15 protein-coding genes and 2 tRNA genes are annotated in these 18,697 nt (G+C 63.7%); 9 read left to right on the top strand and 8 right to left on the bottom strand.

Annotated features, from left to right (window positions below; translation table 11 throughout):
* Nucleotides 1–155 precede the first annotated feature (155 nt).
* From GKC28_RS09125 to GKC28_RS09150, 6 genes are all read left to right on the top strand, one after another.
* Nucleotides 156–2,450, top strand: a complete 2,295-nt coding sequence (locus tag GKC28_RS09125; RefSeq protein WP_174146592.1) for a bifunctional salicylyl-CoA 5-hydroxylase/oxidoreductase — start codon at nt 156–158, stop codon at nt 2,448–2,450.
* Nucleotides 2,447–3,172 (top strand): SDR family NAD(P)-dependent oxidoreductase, encoded by a 726-nt coding sequence (locus GKC28_RS09130; RefSeq protein ID WP_174146593.1) that lies wholly within the window; start codon nt 2,447–2,449, stop codon nt 3,170–3,172. The genes GKC28_RS09125 and GKC28_RS09130 overlap by 4 nt, the downstream gene beginning before the upstream one ends.
* On the top strand, nt 3,169–3,621 hold the full coding sequence (locus GKC28_RS09135) for a MarR family winged helix-turn-helix transcriptional regulator (RefSeq protein WP_174146594.1): 453 nt from the start codon (nt 3,169–3,171) through the stop codon (nt 3,619–3,621). The genes GKC28_RS09130 and GKC28_RS09135 overlap by 4 nt, the downstream gene beginning before the upstream one ends.
* A complete protein-coding gene (locus GKC28_RS09140) occupies nt 3,621–4,424 on the top strand; it encodes an enoyl-CoA hydratase family protein (RefSeq protein WP_174146595.1) in 804 nt (267 codons plus the stop codon). Before GKC28_RS09135 ends, GKC28_RS09140 begins: the two co-directional genes overlap by 1 nt.
* Nucleotides 4,425–4,515: 91 nt before the next feature.
* Nucleotides 4,516–5,676: an acyl-CoA dehydrogenase family protein gene (locus GKC28_RS09145; RefSeq protein ID WP_174146596.1), complete on the top strand. Its 1,161-nt coding sequence runs from the start codon at nt 4,516–4,518 to the stop codon at nt 5,674–5,676.
* Between the two features lies 1 nt (nt 5,677).
* Complete coding sequence (locus GKC28_RS09150) at nt 5,678–7,291, top strand: AMP-binding protein (RefSeq protein WP_174146597.1); 1,614 nt, start codon at nt 5,678–5,680, stop codon at nt 7,289–7,291.
* A 44-nt stretch (nt 7,292–7,335) separates the two neighbouring features.
* Here GKC28_RS09150 and GKC28_RS09155 read toward each other — a convergent pair whose 3' ends face one another.
* The 8 genes from GKC28_RS09155 to GKC28_RS09190 all read right to left on the bottom strand — a co-directional run bounded on the left by GKC28_RS09155 (nt 7,336) and on the right by GKC28_RS09190 (nt 14,274).
* Nucleotides 7,336–8,310 carry a GDP-L-fucose synthase gene (locus GKC28_RS09155; protein WP_174146598.1) on the bottom strand — a complete coding sequence of 325 codons (975 nt, stop codon included), beginning with the start codon at nt 8,308–8,310 and terminating at the stop codon, nt 7,336–7,338.
* Nucleotides 8,311–8,314: 4 nt separating this feature from the next.
* Nucleotides 8,315–9,433, bottom strand: a complete 1,119-nt coding sequence (gmd, locus tag GKC28_RS09160; protein WP_174146599.1) for a GDP-mannose 4,6-dehydratase — start codon at nt 9,431–9,433, stop codon at nt 8,315–8,317.
* Between the two features lie 52 nt (nt 9,434–9,485).
* Nucleotides 9,486–10,679 carry a DegT/DnrJ/EryC1/StrS aminotransferase family protein gene (locus GKC28_RS09165; protein WP_174146600.1) on the bottom strand — a complete coding sequence of 398 codons (1,194 nt, stop codon included), beginning with the start codon at nt 10,677–10,679 and terminating at the stop codon, nt 9,486–9,488.
* Nucleotides 10,676–11,452: a glycosyltransferase family 2 protein gene (locus GKC28_RS09170; protein ID WP_174146601.1), complete on the bottom strand. Its 777-nt coding sequence runs from the start codon at nt 11,450–11,452 to the stop codon at nt 10,676–10,678. Before GKC28_RS09170 ends, GKC28_RS09165 begins: the two co-directional genes overlap by 4 nt.
* Complete coding sequence (locus GKC28_RS09175; RefSeq protein WP_174146602.1) at nt 11,445–12,242, bottom strand: NAD(P)-dependent oxidoreductase; 798 nt, start codon at nt 12,240–12,242, stop codon at nt 11,445–11,447. The genes GKC28_RS09170 and GKC28_RS09175 overlap by 8 nt, the downstream gene beginning before the upstream one ends.
* 2 nt (nt 12,243–12,244) lie before the next feature.
* Nucleotides 12,245–13,177, bottom strand: a complete 933-nt coding sequence (locus tag GKC28_RS09180) for a glycosyltransferase family 2 protein (protein WP_174146603.1) — start codon at nt 13,175–13,177, stop codon at nt 12,245–12,247.
* 204 nt (nt 13,178–13,381) lie between these two features.
* Nucleotides 13,382–13,455, bottom strand: a tRNA-Cys gene (locus GKC28_RS09185).
* A gap of 105 nt (nt 13,456–13,560) precedes the next feature.
* Nucleotides 13,561–14,274 carry a CbiX/SirB N-terminal domain-containing protein gene (locus tag GKC28_RS09190; protein ID WP_174146604.1) on the bottom strand — a complete coding sequence of 238 codons (714 nt, stop codon included), beginning with the start codon at nt 14,272–14,274 and terminating at the stop codon, nt 13,561–13,563.
* A gap of 174 nt (nt 14,275–14,448) precedes the next feature.
* Here GKC28_RS09190 and GKC28_RS09195 point away from each other — a divergent pair.
* The 3 genes from GKC28_RS09195 (at nt 14,449) to GKC28_RS09205 (ending at nt 18,610) form a co-directional block, all read left to right on the top strand.
* A tRNA-Gly gene (locus tag GKC28_RS09195) sits at nt 14,449–14,522 on the top strand.
* A gap of 166 nt (nt 14,523–14,688) precedes the next feature.
* Nucleotides 14,689–16,488: an ABC transporter transmembrane domain-containing protein gene (locus GKC28_RS09200; protein ID WP_174146605.1), complete on the top strand. Its 1,800-nt coding sequence runs from the start codon at nt 14,689–14,691 to the stop codon at nt 16,486–16,488.
* Nucleotides 16,489–16,720: 232 nt separating this feature from the next.
* Entirely contained in the window at nt 16,721–18,610 is a 1,890-nt protein-coding gene (locus GKC28_RS09205; protein ID WP_174146606.1) for an acyl-CoA synthetase, read from the top strand.
* The last annotated feature ends 87 nt before the right edge of the window (nt 18,611–18,697 follow it).

Below are 18,697 nucleotides of genomic sequence, written 5' to 3' on the forward strand. Positions count from 1 at the left end.
GGCGGGCGGGACCGGGTGACAGGGCCTGCACCCGAAGGGGTGCAGGGGCTTTTCCTGCGATCAATTATTTCAAGCTTAAAACTTTAGGCTTGAAGTTTTTACTGGCCTGCTTATCCTGATCCTTAGAGACGTGCGCTGAGCGGGAAGGGATGATCATGAAAGTCGTCTGTCTGGGAGGAGGGCCTGCGGGCCTCTACTTTGCCATCTCGATGAAGCTGCGGCAGCCGGAGGCCGAGGTCACGGTGGTCGAGCGCAACAAGCCTGACGACACCTTTGGCTGGGGTGTGGTGCTGTCCGATGATGCGCTTGAGAACCTGAGCGCCAACGACCCCAAGAGCGCCGAGGCGATCCGGGAAAACTTTGCCTATTGGGATGATATCGCGGTGGTGCACAACGGCACCCGCACGGTGTCGGGCGGGCACGGGTTTGCCGGGATCGGACGCAAGCAGATGCTGCTTCTGCTCCAGGACCGGGCGCGGGAGCTGGGGGTGGACCTGCAGTTTGAGACCGTCGCCAAGCCCGCGCCGGAATATCAGAAAGACTATGACCTGGTGGTTGGCTGCGACGGGCTGAACTCCAGTGTCCGAAATGAGTTCGCGGCGCATTTCAAACCGGAAATCGACGTGCGCCCCTGCAAGTTCATCTGGCTGGGCACGCATCAGAAATTCGACGACGCCTTCACCTTCATCTTCGAGAAGACGCAGCATGGCTGGATGTGGATCCACGCCTACCAGTTTGATGCGGACACCGCGACGGTGATCGTCGAATGCTCTGCCGAGACCTGGGAGAACTGGGGCTTTGAGGGCATGAGCAAGGAGGAGATCATCCGCACCTGCGAGGAGATCTTTGCCGACCACCTGGATGGTCACGCGCTGATATCCAATGCCGCGCATTTGCGCGGGGCGGCGGTGTGGATCAACTTCCCGCGGGTGCTGTGCGAGAAATGGCATCACGAAAATGTGGTGCTGCTGGGAGATGCCTCCGCCACCGCGCATTTCTCCATCGGGTCGGGTTCGCGGCTGGCGTTTGACAGCGCGATTGCGCTGGCGGAGCTGGTCAGCACCGAGCCGACGCTGGAGCGTGCGTTCGAGCGTTATCAGGAAGAGCGGCGGCTGGATGTGCTGCGGCTGCAGTCGGCGGCGCGCAACTCGCTGGAGTGGTTCGAGGAAGTCGAGCGCTACCTGGACATGGATCCGGTGCAGTTCAACTACTCGCTGCTGACCCGCTCGCAGCGGATTTCCCACGAAAACCTGCGCCTGCGCGATGCGGAGTGGCTGCAGAGCGCCGAGAAGTGGTTCCAAGACAAGGCCGGCGCGCCCGCCGATGCGCCGGTGCGGCCGCCGATGTTTGCGCCTTACAAGCTGAGGGATATGGAGCTGAAGAACCGGATCGTGGTTTCCCCCATGGCGCAGTACAAGGCGGTGGAGGGCTGCCCGACGGACTGGCACTTCGTCCACTTGGGCGAGCGCGCCAAGGGCGGGGCAGGGCTGGTTTATACCGAGATGACCTGTGTCAGCGCCGAAGGACGGATTTCGCTTGGCTGCCCGGGCCTTTATGCGCCGGAGCATGAGGCGGCGTGGAAGCGGCTGACGGATTTCGTCCACGGTGAAACCAGCGCCAAGATCTGCTGCCAGATCGGCCACTCGGGCCGCAAGGGCTCGACCCAGCTGGGCTGGGAGGAAATGGACGCGCCCTTGCCGGAAGGGAACTGGGAGACGGTTTCAGCCTCGGCCATTCCATGGTCGGACAACAATCCGGCGCCGCGGGAAATAACGCGGGCTGAGATGGAAGCGATAAAGGCGGAATTCGTGGCAGCTGCGCAGATGGCAGAGCGTGCCGGCTTCGACATGATCGAACTTCATGCGGCGCATGGCTACCTGATTTCCTCCTTCATCTCGCCGAAATCAAACATCCGGGAGGATGAGTACGGCGGATCGCTGGAAAACCGCCTGCGTTACCCGCTGGAAGTGTTCCAGGCGATGCGCGCGGTCTGGCCGGAGGAGAAGCCGATGTCGGTCCGTATCTCAGCCAACGACTGGGTAGGCGACGCGGGCGTGACGCCGGAGGAGGCGGTGGAGATCGCCAGGGCCTTTACCGCAGCCGGTGCCGATATCATCGACGTCTCCGCCGGGCAGACCTCCACCGATGCGCAGCCGGTCTATGGCCGGATGTTCCAGACGCCGTTTTCCGACCGCATCCGCAACGAGGCCGGGATTGCCACCATGGCTGTCGGCAACATCTATGAGGCAGACCATGCCAACTCGATCCTGATGGCGGGGCGGGCTGATCTGGTCGCGGTGGCGCGGCCGCATCTGGCCGACCCCTACTGGACGCTGCACGAGGCCGCGCGGATCGGCGACCGGCATGGCGACTGGCCGCTGCCGTACCTGGCGGGCCGCGATCAGCTGTGGCGGCTGGCCGACCGCGAGGCGGAGGTGATCCGGGCATGACACGCAGGGTTCTGGTCACGGGCGGCGGTACGGGGATTGGCAAGGCCATTGCCCATGCCTTTGCCGCGGAAGGCAGCCAAGTCACGATCACAGGCCGCCGCCGCGCGCCTCTGGAAGCAGCGGCAGATGGAATGGGGCTGGAGATCCGCGAGGCGGATGTGACGGACGAGGCGCAGGTGGAGGCCCTGTTCGATGCGCCTTATGATGTGGTTATTGCCAATGCAGGCACCGGTGTCGCCGCGCGTATCGAAGACGTCTCGCTGGAGGATTGGCAGCGCACATTAACCGTCAACATGACCGGGACATTCCTGACCTTCCGGGCGGCGCTGCGGGCAGGAATGGCCTCGGGGGGGCGGCTGATCGCCATCGCCTCCACCGCGTCCTTGCAGGGCGGGGCGCAGATCCCGGCCTATGCAGCGTCCAAACACGGGGTCCTGGGTCTGGTGCGGTCGGTGGCCCAGAGCGTGGCCAAGAGGGGCATCACCTGCAATGCGATCTGCCCCGGGTTTGTTGATACGGAAATGGCCGAAGGCGCGATTGCCGGACTGATGGCACGGCACGATATTTCGCGCGATAAGGCGTTGAAAATGGTGGTTGGCGGGAACCCGATGCAGCGGCTGATCGCGCCGGAGGAAGTGGCGGCCACGGCGGTGTTTCTGGCGTCCGGCGGCGCGGCCTCGGTCAATGGGCACGCGATGAGCGTGTCGGGAGGGGAAATTTGAGCACGACATCGAAAGACCGGCTGCGGCTGTGGCTGAAGGTGCTGAAGGCCACCAAGGCGGTGGAGAGCGAGGTGCGCGAGAACCTGCGGCGGGAGTTTGCAACCACGCTGCCGCGGTTTGACGTGATGGCGGCGCTGATGCAGCATGAAAAAGGCTTGAAGATGAGCGAGTTGTCGGGCGTTCTGAAAGTCTCCAACGGCAATGTGACCGGCATTGTCGAGCGGCTGGTCGAGGACGGCCATGTGCAGCGCGAGAAGGTCGAGGGTGACCGCCGCGCCAATCTGGTGCGGCTGACAGCGGCTGGCAGGGTAGAATTTTCCCGCCAGGCAGAGGCGCATGAGGGCTGGATCAATGCGGCCTTTGAAGGGCTGACAGCGGATGAGGCGCAAGGAATTGCCGAGAGCTTGGAAGCGGTGGCGCGGCGGCTGGAAGAGGGAGGCAAGGTATAATGGTGAGGAGAGGTGCGACCCATTTCCTGTGCCGGATCGAGGATGGCATTGCGACCGTTTCCTTGGACCGGCCGGAGCGGAAGAATCCGCTGACTTTCGACAGCTATGCGGAGCTGCGCGACTGGTTCCGCGACCTGCACTATGACGACAGGGTCAAGGCGGTGATCTTTGCCTCCAACGGCGGCAACTTCTGCTCCGGCGGCGATGTGCATGACATCATCGGGCCGCTGACGAAAATGAGCATGAAGGAGCTGCTGGCCTTCACCCGGATGACCGGCGATCTGGTCAAGGCGATGGTGAACTGCGGCAAGCCGGTGATTGCGGCGATTGACGGCATCTGCGTCGGCGCAGGCGCGATCATCGCCATGGCCTCCGACATCCGGATCGCCACGCCGGAGGCCAAGACAGCGTTTCTGTTCACCCGGGTCGGGCTGGCGGGCTGCGACATGGGCGCCTGCGCAATCCTGCCGCGGATCATCGGCCAGGGCCGGGCGGCGGAACTTTTGTACACGGGCCGGTCGATGAGCGCCGAAGAGGGCCACGCCTGGGGCTTTCACAACAAGCTGGTTGCGGCGGACGAGCTGGAAGCGGAGGCGCAGAGCTGGGCAGCGCGGATCGCGGCGGGGCCGAACTTCGGCCATATGATGACCAAGACCATGCTGGCTCAGGAATGGTCGATGTCGATCGAACAGGCGATCGAGGCCGAAGCGCAGGCGCAGGCGATCTGCATGCAGACGGCGGACTTCGAGCGCGCATACCATGCCTTTGTGAACAAGGAAAAACCGCTGTTCGAGGGCGACTGAACCGCTTGAGCCGCTGCTGCTGCACAGGAGGAGAGTGCAGGAGCCTCCGGCGGGAGTATTTGAGCAAAGAAGAAACAGGGAGGGCCGCATCATGGCGGACAGGACGTTTCTGAATTGGCCGTTTTTTGAGGACCGGCACCGGAAGCTGGCCGAAGAACTGGAAGCCTGGGCCGCGGCGCAGCTGGCGGGCATTGATCATTCCGACACCGATGCCGCCTGCCGGGCGCTGGTCACTGCACTGGGCGAGGGCGGCTGGACGCGGCATTCCGGCGCGATGGCGGGCGAGCGGCTGGACGTGCGCAGCCTGTGCCTGATCCGCGAGACGCTGGCGCGCCATGACGGGCTGGCGGATTTTGCCTTTGCCATGCAGGGGCTGGGCACCGGGGCGATTTCGCTGTTCGGCACCGAAGCGCAGCAGCAGGAATGGCTGCCGCTGACGCGCGCTGGCAAGGCGATTGCGGCCTTTGCCCTGACAGAGCCGCAGTCGGGGTCGGATGTGGCGAATTCCACCATGACCGCCACGCTGGATGGCGATCATTATGTGCTGAACGGCGAGAAGACCTGGATCTCCAACGGCGGCATTGCAGATGTCTACACGCTGTTTGCCCGCACCGGCGAAGCGCCGGGGGCGAAGGGGCTGAGCGCCTTTGTCGTTCCCGCGGGCCTGCCGGGGTTCGAGGTGGTGGAGCGGCTGGAAACCATCGCGCCGCACCCGCTGGCGACCCTGCGGTTCACAGATTGCCGGATCCCGAAATCAGCGCTGCTGGGGCAGCCGGGCGCGGGCTTCAAGATCGCAATGTCGGTGCTGGATGTGTTCCGCTCCACCGTGGCTGCCGCCGCCCTGGGCTTTGCCCGCCGGGCGCTGGACGAGTCGCTGGCGCGGGTGACCGCGCGGAAAGTGCAGGGCGCGCCGCTGTTCGATCTGCAGATGGTGCAGGGGCATATCGCGGATATGGCGCTGGATGTGGATGCATCGGCACTGCTGGTCTACCGCGCGGCCTGGGCCAAGGACAGCGGCGCGGCGCGGGTCACCCGCGAGGCGGCGATGGCAAAGCTGTTCTCCACCGACCAGGCGCAGCAGGTCATCGACAAGGCGGTGCAGCTGCATGGCGGCGACGGCGTGCGCCGGGGCCAGAAGGTGGAAGAGCTCTACCGCGATATCCGGGCCTTGCGCATTTACGAGGGGGCCTCGGACGTGCAGCGGGTGGTGATCGCGCGCCAGGCGCTCGGCGCCTTTCAGGGAGGGAATTGAGATGCTGGGACCAACCGCGCACGTGGACACGTTCGCCCGGGACAACCTGCCGCCCATGGACCAGTGGCCGGAGTTTTTGCTGGAGGGGTTTCAGTACCCGGAGTACCTGAACGCCGCGGTCGAGCTGACCGATGCGATGGTGGAGAAGGGGTTCGGCGACCATACTGCGCTGATCGGCAATGGCCGCTACCGCACCTACAAGGAGCTGGCAGACTGGACTAACCGGCTGGCGCATGTGCTGACAGAGGATCTGGGGGTGAAGCCCGGCAACCGGGTGCTGATCCGCTCTGCCAACAATCCGGCGATGGTGGCCTGCTGGCTGGCGGCGACCAAGGCGGGCGCGGTGGTGGTAAACACGATGCCGCTGTTGCGCAAGGGCGAGCTGGCCAAGATCGTCGACAAGGCGGAGATCTCCCACGCGCTGTGCGACACAAGGCTGAAGGATGAACTGGTCGCCTGCGCCAAGGAATCGAAGTTCCTGAAGACGGTTGTCGGCTTTGACGGCACCTCCAACCATGATGCGGAATTGGACCGGCTGGCGCTGGAGAAACCTGTTGCTTACGAGGCGGTGAAGACGGGGCGGGACGATGTGGCGCTCTTGGGGTTCACGTCCGGCACCACCGGGTCGCCCAAGGCAACGATGCATTTTCACCGCGATCTGCTGATCATCGCCGATGGCTATGCGCGCGAAGTGCTGGATGTGCAGCCGGAGGATGTGTTTGTCGGCTCGCCGCCGCTGGCCTTTACCTTCGGCCTGGGCGGGCTGGCGATCTTCCCGTTGCGGTTTGGCGCCGCGGCGACGCTCCTGGAAAATGCCTCGCCGCCGAACCTCATCGAGATTATCGAGAAATACAAGGCCACCGTTTGCTTTACCGCGCCCACGGCCTACCGGGTGATGCTGCGGGCGATGGAGGAGGGGGCGGATTTGTCCTCGCTCCGGGCGGCGGTGTCGGCAGGCGAAACCCTGCCCGCGCCGGTCTATCAGGAATGGATGGACAAGACCGGCAAACCGATGCTGGACGGGATCGGCGCAACGGAAATGCTGCATATCTTCATCTCCAACCGTTTCAGTGATCACAAGCCCGCCTGCACCGGGAAGCCCGTGGGGGGGTACCAGGTGAGGGTGCTTGACGCTGACGGCAACGAAGCGCCCCGCGGCGAGACCGGACGGCTGGCGGTCAAGGGCCCGACCGGCTGCCGTTATCTGGCGGACGACCGGCAGACGGAATACGTGCGGGACGGCTGGAACATTACCGGCGACAGTTTCATCCGGGACAAGGACGGCTACCTGCACTTTGCCGCCCGCAACGACGACATGATTGTCTCTTCCGGCTACAACATCGCCGGGCCGGAGGTGGAGGCGGCGCTGCTGGCGCATGAGGCGGTGGCGGAATGCGCAGTTGTCGGCGTGCCGGATGAGGCGCGCGGCGAGATCGTGCAGGCGCATGTGGTGCTGGCCGGGGGCCAAGTGCCCTCGGAGGAGCTGGTGAAGCTGCTGCAGGACCATGTGAAGGCAGCCATCGCGCCCTATAAATACCCGCGGTCAGTGGTGTTCACGGACGCGCTTCCCAAAACCGAGACCGGCAAGATCCAGCGGTTCAAGCTGAAGGACTGACGCTTCGGGTTTGGCTGTGGGGCGGCTCTGCCTGCCCCGCGGTCCTATTTGCTGCGCAGCGCACCAGGGGTTTGCTGCAGGAACCAGTCATAGGTGCCGGCGATCCCTTCTTCGAGGCCAATGGTGGCGTTCCAGCCGAGCCGCGAGAGACGCGAGACATCGGTCAGCTTCTGCATGGTGCCGTCGGGCTTGGACCTGTCGAAAACCAGCTGCCCCCGGAAGCCGGTGATGCGGGCGATCATTTCCGCAAGGGAACGGATATCCAAAGCCTGGCCGGTGCCGACATTGATGTGCGAGAGCATCGGGCTGGTTTCCCGCTGGTAGATTTCCGCGGGCAGGTCCATCACGAACAGCGAGGCTGCGGCCATGTCGTCGACATGCAGAAACTCGCGCTGCGGCGTTCCGCTGCCCCAGATCACCACCTCCTCGCGGCCGTCCCGCACCGCCTCGTGAAAGCGGCGGATCAGCGCGGGCAGCACATGCGAGTTTTCCGGGTGGAAATTGTCGCCGGGGCCGTAAAGGTTGGTGGGCATCACCGACCGGTAATCGGTGCCGTACTGGCGGTTGTAGCTTTCGCACAGTTTGATGCCTGCGATCTTGGCGATTGCATAGGGCTCATTCGTCGGCTCCAGCGGGCCGGACAGAAGCTGATCCTCCCGGATCGGCGGCGTGGCCTCCTTGGGGTAGATGCAGGAGGATCCGAGCTGCAGGAGGCTGTGCACACCGGCCTCATAGGCGGCGTGGATCACATTGCACTGGATCATCAGGTTTTCGTAGATGAACTGCGCGGGGTAAGTGTTGTTGGCGTGAATGCCGCCGACCCGTGCGGCCGCCAGAATGACCCGGTCCGGCCGCTCAGCCTGCATGAAACGGGACACGGCCTGCTGATCGGTCAGATCCAGTTCGGCTGAGCTGCGGGTGAGCAGTTCCAGCGGTTCGCCGTTGGCGTGGCGTGCGGTGAGCTGGCGCAGAATTGCGCTGCCCACCATGCCACGGTGACCCGCCACAAAGATTTTCATGCGTTCAGTCCTCCAACGAGACCGGCATTTCGTAGCCGTGCTCCTTGAGCAGCGCATGGCGGCGGGCGGTATGCAAGTCCTCGGCGATCATTTCCGCGCACATCTCCTGCACCGTGATCTCCGGCACCCAGCCGAGTTTCTCCTTGGCCTTGCTGGGATCGCCCAGCAGCGTTTCCACCTCTGCCGGGCGGAAGTAGCGCGGGTCGATCCGCATGATCACGTCGCCGGGCTTGAGCGCCGGCGCCCGGTCGCCGTCGATGGCGGCAACGGTGGCAATCTCATCAACGCCGCTGCCGGAAAATTCCAGCATGATCCCCAGTTCGGCAGCCGCCCATTGGATGAACTGGCGCACCGTGTACTGCTGGCCGGTTGCGATGACAAAATCATCGGCGGCCTCCTGCTGCAGCATCATCCACTGCATCCGCACATAGTCGCGGGCATGACCCCAGTCGCGCAGCGCGTGGATATTGCCCATGTACAGGCACGGCTCCAGCCCTTGCGCGATATTGGCGAGGCCGCGGGTGATCTTGCGGGTCACAAAGGTCTCGCCCCTGCGCGGGCTCTCGTGGTTGAACAGGATGCCGTTGCAGGCATACATGCCATAGGCCTCGCGGTAGTTCACGGTGATCCAGTAGGAATAGAGCTTGGCCACCGCATAGGGGCTGCGCGGGTAGAACGGTGTGGTCTCGCGCTGCGGGGTTTCCTGCACCAGGCCGTAGAGTTCCGAGGTAGAGGCCTGGTAGAAGCGGGTTGTTTTCTCCAGGCCGAGGAAACGGATCGCCTCCAGAAGGCGCAGGGTGCCGATCCCGTCCACATCCGCGGTGTATTCCGGCGCCTCAAAGGAGACTGCCACATGCGATTGCGCGCCAAGGTTATAGACCTCGTCCGGCTCAACCTCGCGCATGATGCGGGTCAGGTTCGAGGTGTCGGTCAGATCGCCGTAGTGCAGCTTGAACCGGGCATGATCGGTATGCGGGTCCTGGTAGATGTGGTCAATGCGCTGGGTGTTGAACGACGAGGCGCGCCGTTTGATGCCGTGCACCTCATAGCCTTTTTCCAGCAGCAGTTCCGCCAGATAGGAACCGTCTTGTCCGGTGACGCCTGTGATCAGAGCTTTTTTCATAGCGTGTTCTCCGCCGTGTTCTGTGAGGGGGCCGATAGGGGGCTCGCGTTTGTCAGGCTGAGGCCGGCTGCATGTCCTTGGGCCGGGCCACCGACGCAAAGACAGATGCAACCCGGCTGGCGTCAGCGCGGCTCAGGTTGTGGTGGTTGGGCAGGTAGATGCCGTATTCATGCACCAGATCCGCGTTGGGCAGGATCTGCTCGCCGTATTCCCGCACCCAGAAGGGATGGCGGGCGATGTTGCCGCAGATCAGCGGCCGGCATTCGATCTGATGCGCCTTCAGCGTCTCGAAAACTTCCATCCGGTTCTCGACCAGCGTGCCGTAGGCAAAGGACGACAAAAGACCGGTATCGCTGGTCTGCTTGTAAAAGCCGGTCAGTGCCTCGGCGTAGCAGTCGAAATTCTGCGCCCGGACGGCGCAGATGCCGTCAAGCTTCTTCAGCTGCATCCGCCCGATGAAGGCCTGCAGGTCGGTGGAGCGCAGATTGAAGCCCGCATGGTAGAAGGTGTAGAAATTGCGGAACTCGTCGATCTTGTGCTGGCTTTTCAGCCGCTCGCGGCGCTGCGGGTCCAGATCCCGGCTCCAGCCGTGGGAGCGCAGCGACAGCATCACCTGATGCAGCTCCGGGTCGTCGGTCACGACCATGCCGCCTTCGATGGTGGAAATGTGGTGGCCGTAATAGAAGGAGAAGCTGCCGGCCGCACCGTGGCAGCCCAGTTTGCGGTCGCCAAAGGTCGACCCCAGCGCCTCGCAGCTGTCTTCGAGCAGCAGGATGCCGTAACGGTCGCAAATCTCCTGGATTTCCTTCATGTGGTTTGCGTGGCCCAGCACATGCACCAGGATGAGCATCGACGGCGCCTCGGTCCGGCAAAGCTCCTCCAGGTGGTTGAGGTCGAGGCCCAGGTTGTCCGGGTCGCAATCGCAAAGCCGCACGTCAAAGCCGAGCTGCATCAGCGGCGACACCGTGGTGACCCAGCTCACGGCCGGGGCGATCACCTTGTTGTTGCGCAAGCGGCCCGCTTCCTTGGCGGCATAGATCATCAGCAGGTTGGCCGAGGACCCGGAATTGACGAACACTGCGTGGTTGCAGCCCATCCAGTCCGCGAACTCGCGTTCGAATTCCACTGTCAGCTTGTCCTTGGTCAGCCGGTTTCCAGCCAGCATCCAGTCCGCGGTGGCCTCCAGCTCAGCCTGCGAGATAGTGTCTTCGGCCAGGGTCACCGGTTTGGGGGAATGCATGTTCATGCGCGCGCCTCCCGCACAGCCTGCATGGCCTTCAGTTCTACGTAATAGTGGCGCACCTCATTATAGGCGGCGGCGATGTTTGCCTTCTTCTGCTGGTCCTTGAAGGCATCAATCGTGATGCTGCCGTCATGGGCGCGGAAGCTGGCCAGCGGCTCCTTGACGAAACCGACCTTGGGGTAGCGCAGCATGGACAGGAGCGAGGCAAAGATGTCGGGGCCAACGCCGTGGTATTCATGGCCCTGCAGCGGCAGGCGGCCCTGATAGAGCGCGTCGATCAGGATCTGGCGCCGGAAAACCGCAGCACCGGGAGAGATCAGCGAGCCGACGATCTTCTCTTCCGCCAGGCGGTTTTCAAAGATACCTGTATCGGGCAGCCAGTCCAGAAACTGGGTCATCATCTGGTTTCCGGTTGCATCATCGACAACTTCCGCACCGGTGAAGGCAAAGCCCACATCGCCCTTCAGCAGGCCTGCGCATTTCTCGATGAAGGTCGGATGAATCCAGTCGTCGTCATACTGAAGATGCACATAGTCGCCGGTGGCGTGCAGCACCCCTTCCAGCCAGCAGAAATGCGGGCCGAAGTCGCGCTCGCGGCGCACATAGGTGATCCTGCCGCCATAGCCCGCCGCCACCTCCGGCGTGTTGTCGGTGGAGCCGTGATCCACCACGATCACCTCGCAGGGGTGGGTTTGCGCCAGCGCACTGTCGATGGCCTTTGGCAGCATCTCCGCCCGGTTGAAGGTCGGGATAACGATGGAAATCTGTTCAGGCATTACATTCTCCAAGAATTTCGCGGAGGCGCGAGACATCGGCCACCAGATTGTTGCTTTGCCCCAGGGGAGTGATCTTGAGCGGGAACGGCGCCAGCGACTGGGCAAATCCGGCAACCGTCACAGGCTTGCCGGAGGCCACGTTCACCACGCCCTCCGCATCCGACAGCGCCAGCCGCACCAGGTAGCGGGCAGCATCGCGTGCGGTCAGGAAATCGCGCAGGCCCTCCGCGCCATAGAGTTCAAAGGCGGCCTCAGGGTCGGCCCCTGCAAACCGTTTTTCCAGCGAGGGTCTCAGGTAGCTGCCGGTCTGTTCCGGGTCATGGATCGAAAACAGGCGGCCGATGCAAAGGGACCGGCCCGCGGCAGCGCAGATTTCCAGCGCAGCCTGTTCGGCCATCAGCTTGCTCTGCCCGTAGACGGTGACGGGCGTGGTTTCCGCTGTTTCCGGGATCGGGGCGTCCTGGCTGGCGTAGACATGGCTGGATGAGCACAAGAGCATCCGGGCCGGGGAGCCCGCCAGGGCCGACAGCAGGTTCATCGTGCCGCCCGCGTTGACCGCGTACGCCCTGGCCGGATCGGCATTGACCTGCGCAACCGGTACCATGGCTGCAAGGTGAATGACCAGGTCCAGCGGGCCTGCTGCCGCTATGGCAGCGGCGGTTTCAGACAGGTCAGTCAGATCCGCCGTGTTGCGGATCACGTCGGCGCCGGGGGCAAGCTCCGCCACGGCCTTGAGCGCATGGCGCCCAACGATACCGCCGCTGCCCGTGATATAGATCTTCGCAGCCATCGTTATTCTGCAGCAACCGGTTGCGCGGGCAGGCCGAAAATCTTGCGGTAGCGCGCTTCCAATTCGGCGCTTGCCTTCTCAATCTTGTTGAGCGGCTGCTTTCGGCCAGGGGCCTGGAGCTTGCCATGCCATGAGAAGTCGCCGCTCAGCACGGCGTCGGCAAAGGACCGGGTGCTCAGCCCGTGCGATTTCAGCAGTTCATTGTCCTTGTGCGGCCGGAACTCGGCCTGCGCGTTCGGATCAGAATAATAGCGCCCGATGATCCTGGGCAGCCGGGTCAGTTTCAGCTGCTTGCCCTGCAGAACTTTCCAGAAGATGGCGTCGCCGACAGAGAGCACCGGTTCACCGTTGCTGAAGTAAGTGGGATACCATTTGCCCACCATCTCCAGGTCCCACATGGTTGCGGCGCCATAGGTGCCGCGCTCGCCGGACCCGCTGCCCAGCCGCAATCCTTCGCAGGGGCGGGGCGGCCAGTCGGATACGAATTGCGTATCCGTGTAGCCCGTTACCGGGAAATCCCGGGCAAGGTGCTCCCGGCCGAAGGAAATCAGCCAATCCCCCCCGATCAGGGCGGACTTGGTGACCATCGCGGTTTCCGCGAGTTCCTGAACGGCGCCTGTGGCCAGCCGGTCGTCCATGTTGAGGTTCATGACATACCGGGTGCGGGCCAGCGCGGCCCCTGCGGCCCAGGCTTCGTAGATGGTCAGCGGTTCCGAAAAGGAGTGCCAGGGCGCTTTAAGCCAGTCCGGGGCCTGATCGCCGTTGTCGAAGATGTAGCAGGGTTCAATCGGGACGGTTTGCGCTTTGAGGTTGTCCCAATGGGAACGCAGCAATTCCAGCTTGTCTTCCTGTTTGTGCCAGACAGCGCAGAATACGGTCACCAGCGGGCGGGTCTCCTGGTCGGAGTCCGGCTGGTTGTGCGATTCAAAGTACATTCGGCGGATTCTCCAGAACCGGGGTGTCGAGGCTTCTCCTCTTTGACTCCCCGGATATCCGGCAAAAAATAATTTTAGGTTAAGTGGGGAAAGGCGCGGCGGCAGATTGCGGGAGCACTGCAATCGGCTTGGATAGAGCGTTATTCGCAGCCGGATTGGTCGCAGTCCGCGTCAGAAAAAAGTGAAAAATGCCCGTGAGGGAATTGGAGGCGAGTACCGGAATCGAACCGGTGTACACGGATTTGCAATCCGCTGCGTCACCACTCCGCCAACTCGCCATCCGTGGTGTAAGGCGTGATTAATCACATGCCCGGCTCTGGCGCAAGAGGCCAAATGCCAATGCTTGAGCCAAAAATTGCTTTTCTTTCCGGAAGGCTAGAATTTCACTCAGAAGCGTTCCGGTCAAGGCTTGCGCGGCGGATGGCAGCGGCGATCAGGGCCGGGGCTCCGGGCAGGGCGCCTGCCACTGGCAGCACTGTGCCGCCGAAGCCTGCGGTGTCCAGGGCTTCGGGAAGGTCCTCCTTCACGTGGTCGCCAGCCTGGGCGAAAAAGGGCAGGCAGATGGACCGAGCGGGCAAGGGGGCGGCAGCAGAGGCAAGGCGCGGGTCCTGCTCGATGTAGCCCAGCGACAGGGTGCAGCCTGGCAGCAGCGGGCCGAGCTGCGCGGCGAATTCCTCTGCAGCTTCAGCGGCGCGGGGGCCGCGGGCCGAGCCGTGGGCGGCCAGAAGCAGATTCAGTGTGCTGAGCGGCCAGTCCTGTTGCGATGCCAACTGCTGCACGGCCCGTGCGGCGAGATCCGGCAGGCCGCTGTCCAGCCCGAACGGCGTGGCCATCCGGATGGTCCGGCCCTGCAGACGCCCCGGCAGCACCTTGCTGGTGAAGTAACCGCGCGACATGAAAAACGGATAGACCACGGCGCCGGCCTGCATCACCGCTTCCAGACGGCCCGGATCTGCCAAGGTGGCGGAGCGGACATCCCAGCCGGGAAGATGCGCGGCTACGGCCCTGGCAGTGGCCGCCAGATCCGCCTCTGCCGGGGCGGGGGCGGAGGGCTGGCCGTGGGCGGTGATAACGGCGGTTTGCGGCATTTGGGTCACGGCGGTCTTCCGGTGGTCTGGACAGGCGGCGGGGCGGGTGGATTGTGCTGTTATTTGGGGGGCTTGGCAGGGCTTTCGCAAGGGGTGCGTTGAATTTTCCGCTGCCGCAAAGGCAAACGAAAACAAGGTGGTTGACCTTCCCCGGCGCTTCACCTAAATCAGCAAATGTCCTGAGCGGGTATGGTGAAATGGTATCATAAGAGCCTTCCAAGCTTAAGGTGCGGGTTCGATTCCCGCTACCCGCTCCAGACCTTCCCAAGCCGCCGGATTGATACCCTGTGACGCAGTGCGCGGCTGTTTTCATGCGCTTTTTGAAACTGCTCAGCGCTTGACGCGCCCGGCCTGCGGGGCCATGAACCTTTGCAATTACGCGGGTTTCGAGACCCGCCAGACCAAAGTGCAGAAGGATCCGGAATGGCGCGGAGACAAGCGGCCCCGAATGCGGAGCAAGAGCGGGAGAAATCCCGGAAGATTGGCGTGCTGTCGGCACTGTGGCCGTTCATGCGCCCCTACCGCCTGCTGATGCTGGCCGCCACTTGCGCGCTGGTGCTGACGGCAGCGCTGTCGCTGACCTTGCCGCTGGCGGTGCGCCGGGTGGTGGACAATTTCCGGGTTTCTGATTCCGAGCTGCTGAATCTCTATTTCAGTGCCGCGCTGGTCATTGCGGCGCTGCTGGCGGTGGGCACCGGTGTGCGCTATGCGCTGGTGACAAGGCTGGGCGAACGGGTGGTGGCCGATATCCGCAAGGCGGTATTCGACCGGGTGATCGGCATGAGCCCGGAGTTTTACGAGCGCATCATGACCGGTGAGGTGCTGAGCCGGATCACCACCGACACCACGCTGATCCAGTCGGTGCTGGGCTCGTCTGTGTCGATTGCGCTGCGCAACCTGCTGATCTTCCTGGGCGGCATGGTGCTGATGCTGCTGACCTCGGCGAAGCTGACGATGATGGTGCTGTTGATCGTGCCGGCGGTGATCGTGCCGATCCTGGTGCTGGGCCGCCGCCTGCGCGCGATCAGCAAGGAGAACCAGGACTGGATCGCGGCCTCCTCCGGCAACGCGGGCGAGGCGCTGGGAGCGGTGCAGACGGTGCAGGCTTTCACTCATGAGGCTGCCAGCCGTTCGAAGTTCTCCGAGCTGACGGAAACCTCCTATGATGTTTCCCGCCGCCGCATTCAGACCCGCGCCTATCTGACGGTGATCGTGATTTTCCTGGTGTTCTCCGGCATCGTCGGCGTCTTGTGGATGGGTGCCAATGATGTGCGCGCGGGCGTTATGACCGAAGGCACGCTGATCCAGTTCGTGATCTATGCCGTGCTGGTGGCGGGATCGGTCGCGGCGCTGTCGGAGATCTGGAGCGAGCTGCAGCGGGCCGCCGGGGCCACCGAGCGGCTGGTGGAGCTGCTGAACGCCAAGGACACCGTGCTGGATCCGGTTGCCGCGCAGGTGCTGCCGGCGCCGGTCAAGGGCGAGATTGTGTTTGAAAATGTCTCCTTCCGCTACCCCGCGCGCCCGGATGTCTCGGCGCTGGACGACGTGTCGCTGACGGTGAAACCGGGTGAAACGGTGGCCTTTGTCGGCCCTTCCGGCGCGGGCAAGACCACCATCATCCAGTTGCTGCAGCGGTTCTATGACCCCAATCAGGGCGCGGTGAAGCTGGACGGCGTGGCGCTGACCCAACTGCAGCGGGACGAGTTCCGCCGCCATATCGCGCTGGTGCCTCAGGACCCGGTGATCTTTGCCGCTTCGGCGCGCGAGAACATCCGGTTCGGCCGGCCCGAGGCCACGGATGCAGAGGTGGAGGCCGCCGCTGCGGCCGCCGCCGCGCATGAGTTCATTTCGAAACTGCCGGAAGGCTATGACAGCTTTGTCGGCGAACGCGGTGTTATGCTGTCGGGCGGCCAGAAGCAGCGGATTGCCATTGCCCGCGCCATCCTGCGCGACGCGCCGGTGCTGTTGCTGGATGAGGCGACCTCGGCGCTGGATGCGGAAAGCGAACGGCTGGTACAGGCCGCGGTGGATGAGCTGAGCCAGGGCCGCACCACGCTGATCGTGGCGCACCGGCTGGCCACCGTGAAAAAGGCCGACCGCATCGTGGTGATGGACCAGGGCCGCATCGTTGCCACCGGCACCCATGATGAGCTGGTGGCGCAGGGCGGGCTTTATGCGCGGCTGGCCAAGCTGCAGTTCACCGAAGGGCTGGCGGCGGAATAAGCGCCGGCCAGCATGACAGGACGAGCGCCCCGGACCCGTTCCGGGGCGTTTTTTGTTGAAAACTGCCCATTGCCGCGAATTGGCGCGACGTCACGGGCCAAGCTGCCTTGGCGTGACCCTGCCGCGGCGCTTGCGCAATCACGCGTTTGCAATAATCTGGGCGGAAAACAGAGACACACTCCGTGCACCACCCGTACACCGGCTGTGCACCGGGGGAACGGGGAGGAGATTTATGGGTTTTTCCGGAATCGCGGACCGCGATGCGCTGCAGAATGAAATGCCGTATGAGGCGCGGGACCTGCCGGCCACCTTGTACGGGCTGCTGTCGCGCACCGCGGACAAGTATCCGAACAGCAAGGCGGTCAGCTATCAGATTTTCTCTGGTGCCCAGGACAAGGCGGAGACGCTGACCTGGAGCACGCTGAAGGAGCAGGTAAGCCAGGCGGCCAACATGTTCCGCGCGCTGGGAATCGGTGAGACCGACGTGGTGGCCTATGTGCTGCCCAACTGCAATGAGACGCTGGTCACCATGCTGGGCGGCGCGGTGGCGGGGATCGTGAACCCGATCAACCCGCTGTTGGAGCCGGAGCAGATCGCCTCAATCCTGCGGGAGACCAAGGCCAAGGTGGTGGTGACCCTGCGGCCCTTCCCGAAAACGGACGTGGCACAGAAGGTGGCGGAGGCGGTGCGCCATGCGCCGGGCGTGAACACGGTGCTGGAGGTGGACCTGAACCGCTATCTGACGCCGCCGAAATCCTGGATCGTGCCGCTGATCCGGCCCAAGATGGACGGCAGGCCCAGTCATGCCGATTACCTGAGCTTTTCCAAGGAGATGGCGAAGCACCCCAAGACCCTGAGCTTTGCCGACAGCGCGGGCGACCGGGTGGCCTGCTATTTCCACACCGGCGGCACCACCGGCATGCCCAAGGTAGCGCAGCACAAGTATTCCGGGCTGGTCTATAACGGTTGGCTGGGCAGCACGCTGTTGTTCACCGAAGAAGACAACATCATGTGCCCGCTGCCGCTGTTTCATGTCTTTGCGGTGCATGTGATCATGATGGCGGCGGTGGCCTCTGGCGCGCATGTGGTGTTCCCGACGCCGCAGGGCTACCGCGGTGAAGGCGTGTTCGACAACTTCTGGAAGCTGATCGAGCGCTGGAAGGTCACCTTTATCATCACGGTTCCAACCGCCGTGTCGGCGCTGATGCAGCGGCCGGTGGATGCGGATATCTCAACCGTGAAAACCGCGTTCTCCGGCTCCGCCCCGATGCCGATGGAGCTGTTCAAGCGGTTTGAGAGCGCATGCGGCGTGTCCATTGTCGAGGGATACGGGTTGACCGAGGCCACCTGCCTGGTCAGCTGCAACCCGCCGGGTGGCGAGAAGAAGGTGGGATCGGTGGGCATCCCGTTCCCGTACACCGACGTGCGGATCGTCAAGCAGACCAATGACGGGGCGCTGGAATGCGCGCGCGACGAGGTTGGGGAGATCTGCGTGTCGAACCCCGGGGTGTTCGCGGGCAATACCTATACCGAAGCCGAAAAGAACGTGGATCTCTACTATCAGGAGAAATACCTGCGCACCGGCGATCTGGGACGGATCGACGAGGACGGGTACCTCTGGATCACCGGCCGTGCCAAGGATCTGATCATCCGCGGCGGCCACAACATCGACCCGGCGGAAATCGAGGAAGCGCTGCTGGGCCATGATGCGGTGGCCTTTGCCGGCGCGATCGGCCAGCCGGACGCGCATTCCGGCGAACTGCCCTGTGCCTTTGTCGAGCTTGTCGAGGGTGCCGCCGTCAGCGAGGCGGAGCTGCTGGAATACTGCAAGGTCCATGTGCATGAGCGGGCGGCAATCCCCAAGCATTTGACTGTGCTGAAGGAACTGCCGAAAACCGCGGTGGGCAAGGTGTTCAAGCCCGATCTGCGCAAGATGGCGATCACCCGTGTCTACAACGGCGCGCTGGAACAGGCCGGGGTGGCGGCGCGTGTGGTCAGCGTGATCGACGATAAGAAGCGCGGGCTGGTGGCACAAATTGCCGCCAACGGGAGCTCGGAGGCGGACATCGATGGCGTGCTGAACAATTTCACCCGGCCGTGGGAGCCTGCCGCGGCAGCCTGACCCTGCCGCAGGGCGTGGGATAAAGAGCGCCCTCCGGGGCGCTTTTTCTTTCAGGCATTCCATTTGCGGGAAACTGTGCCTAGGCTC

The organism is Leisingera sp. ANG59, from assembly GCF_013317235.1.
In the GTDB taxonomy this organism is placed as follows: Bacteria; Pseudomonadota; Alphaproteobacteria; order Rhodobacterales; family Rhodobacteraceae; genus Leisingera.

Coding starts and splice junctions, on each gene's coding strand:
- GKC28_RS09125 (WP_174146592.1), top strand. CDS start 156: ATGAAAGTCGTCTGTCTGGGAGGAGGGCCTGCGGGCCTCTACTTTGCC.
- GKC28_RS09130 (WP_174146593.1), top strand. CDS start 2,447: ATGACACGCAGGGTTCTGGTCACGGGCGGCGGTACGGGGATTGGCAAG.
- GKC28_RS09140 (WP_174146595.1), top strand. CDS start 3,621: ATGGTGAGGAGAGGTGCGACCCATTTCCTGTGCCGGATCGAGGATGGC.
- GKC28_RS09145 (WP_174146596.1), top strand. CDS start 4,516: ATGGCGGACAGGACGTTTCTGAATTGGCCGTTTTTTGAGGACCGGCAC.
- GKC28_RS09150 (WP_174146597.1), top strand. CDS start 5,678: ATGCTGGGACCAACCGCGCACGTGGACACGTTCGCCCGGGACAACCTG.
- GKC28_RS09155 (WP_174146598.1), bottom strand. CDS start 8,310: ATGAAAATCTTTGTGGCGGGTCACCGTGGCATGGTGGGCAGCGCAATT.
- gmd (WP_174146599.1), bottom strand. CDS start 9,433: ATGAAAAAAGCTCTGATCACAGGCGTCACCGGACAAGACGGTTCCTAT.
- GKC28_RS09165 (WP_174146600.1), bottom strand. CDS start 10,679: ATGAACATGCATTCCCCCAAACCGGTGACCCTGGCCGAAGACACTATC.
- GKC28_RS09170 (WP_174146601.1), bottom strand. CDS start 11,452: ATGCCTGAACAGATTTCCATCGTTATCCCGACCTTCAACCGGGCGGAG.
- GKC28_RS09175 (WP_174146602.1), bottom strand. CDS start 12,242: ATGGCTGCGAAGATCTATATCACGGGCAGCGGCGGTATCGTTGGGCGC.
- GKC28_RS09180 (WP_174146603.1), bottom strand. CDS start 13,177: ATGTACTTTGAATCGCACAACCAGCCGGACTCCGACCAGGAGACCCGC.
- GKC28_RS09200 (WP_174146605.1), top strand. CDS start 14,689: ATGGCGCGGAGACAAGCGGCCCCGAATGCGGAGCAAGAGCGGGAGAAA.
- GKC28_RS09205 (WP_174146606.1), top strand. CDS start 16,721: ATGGGTTTTTCCGGAATCGCGGACCGCGATGCGCTGCAGAATGAAATG.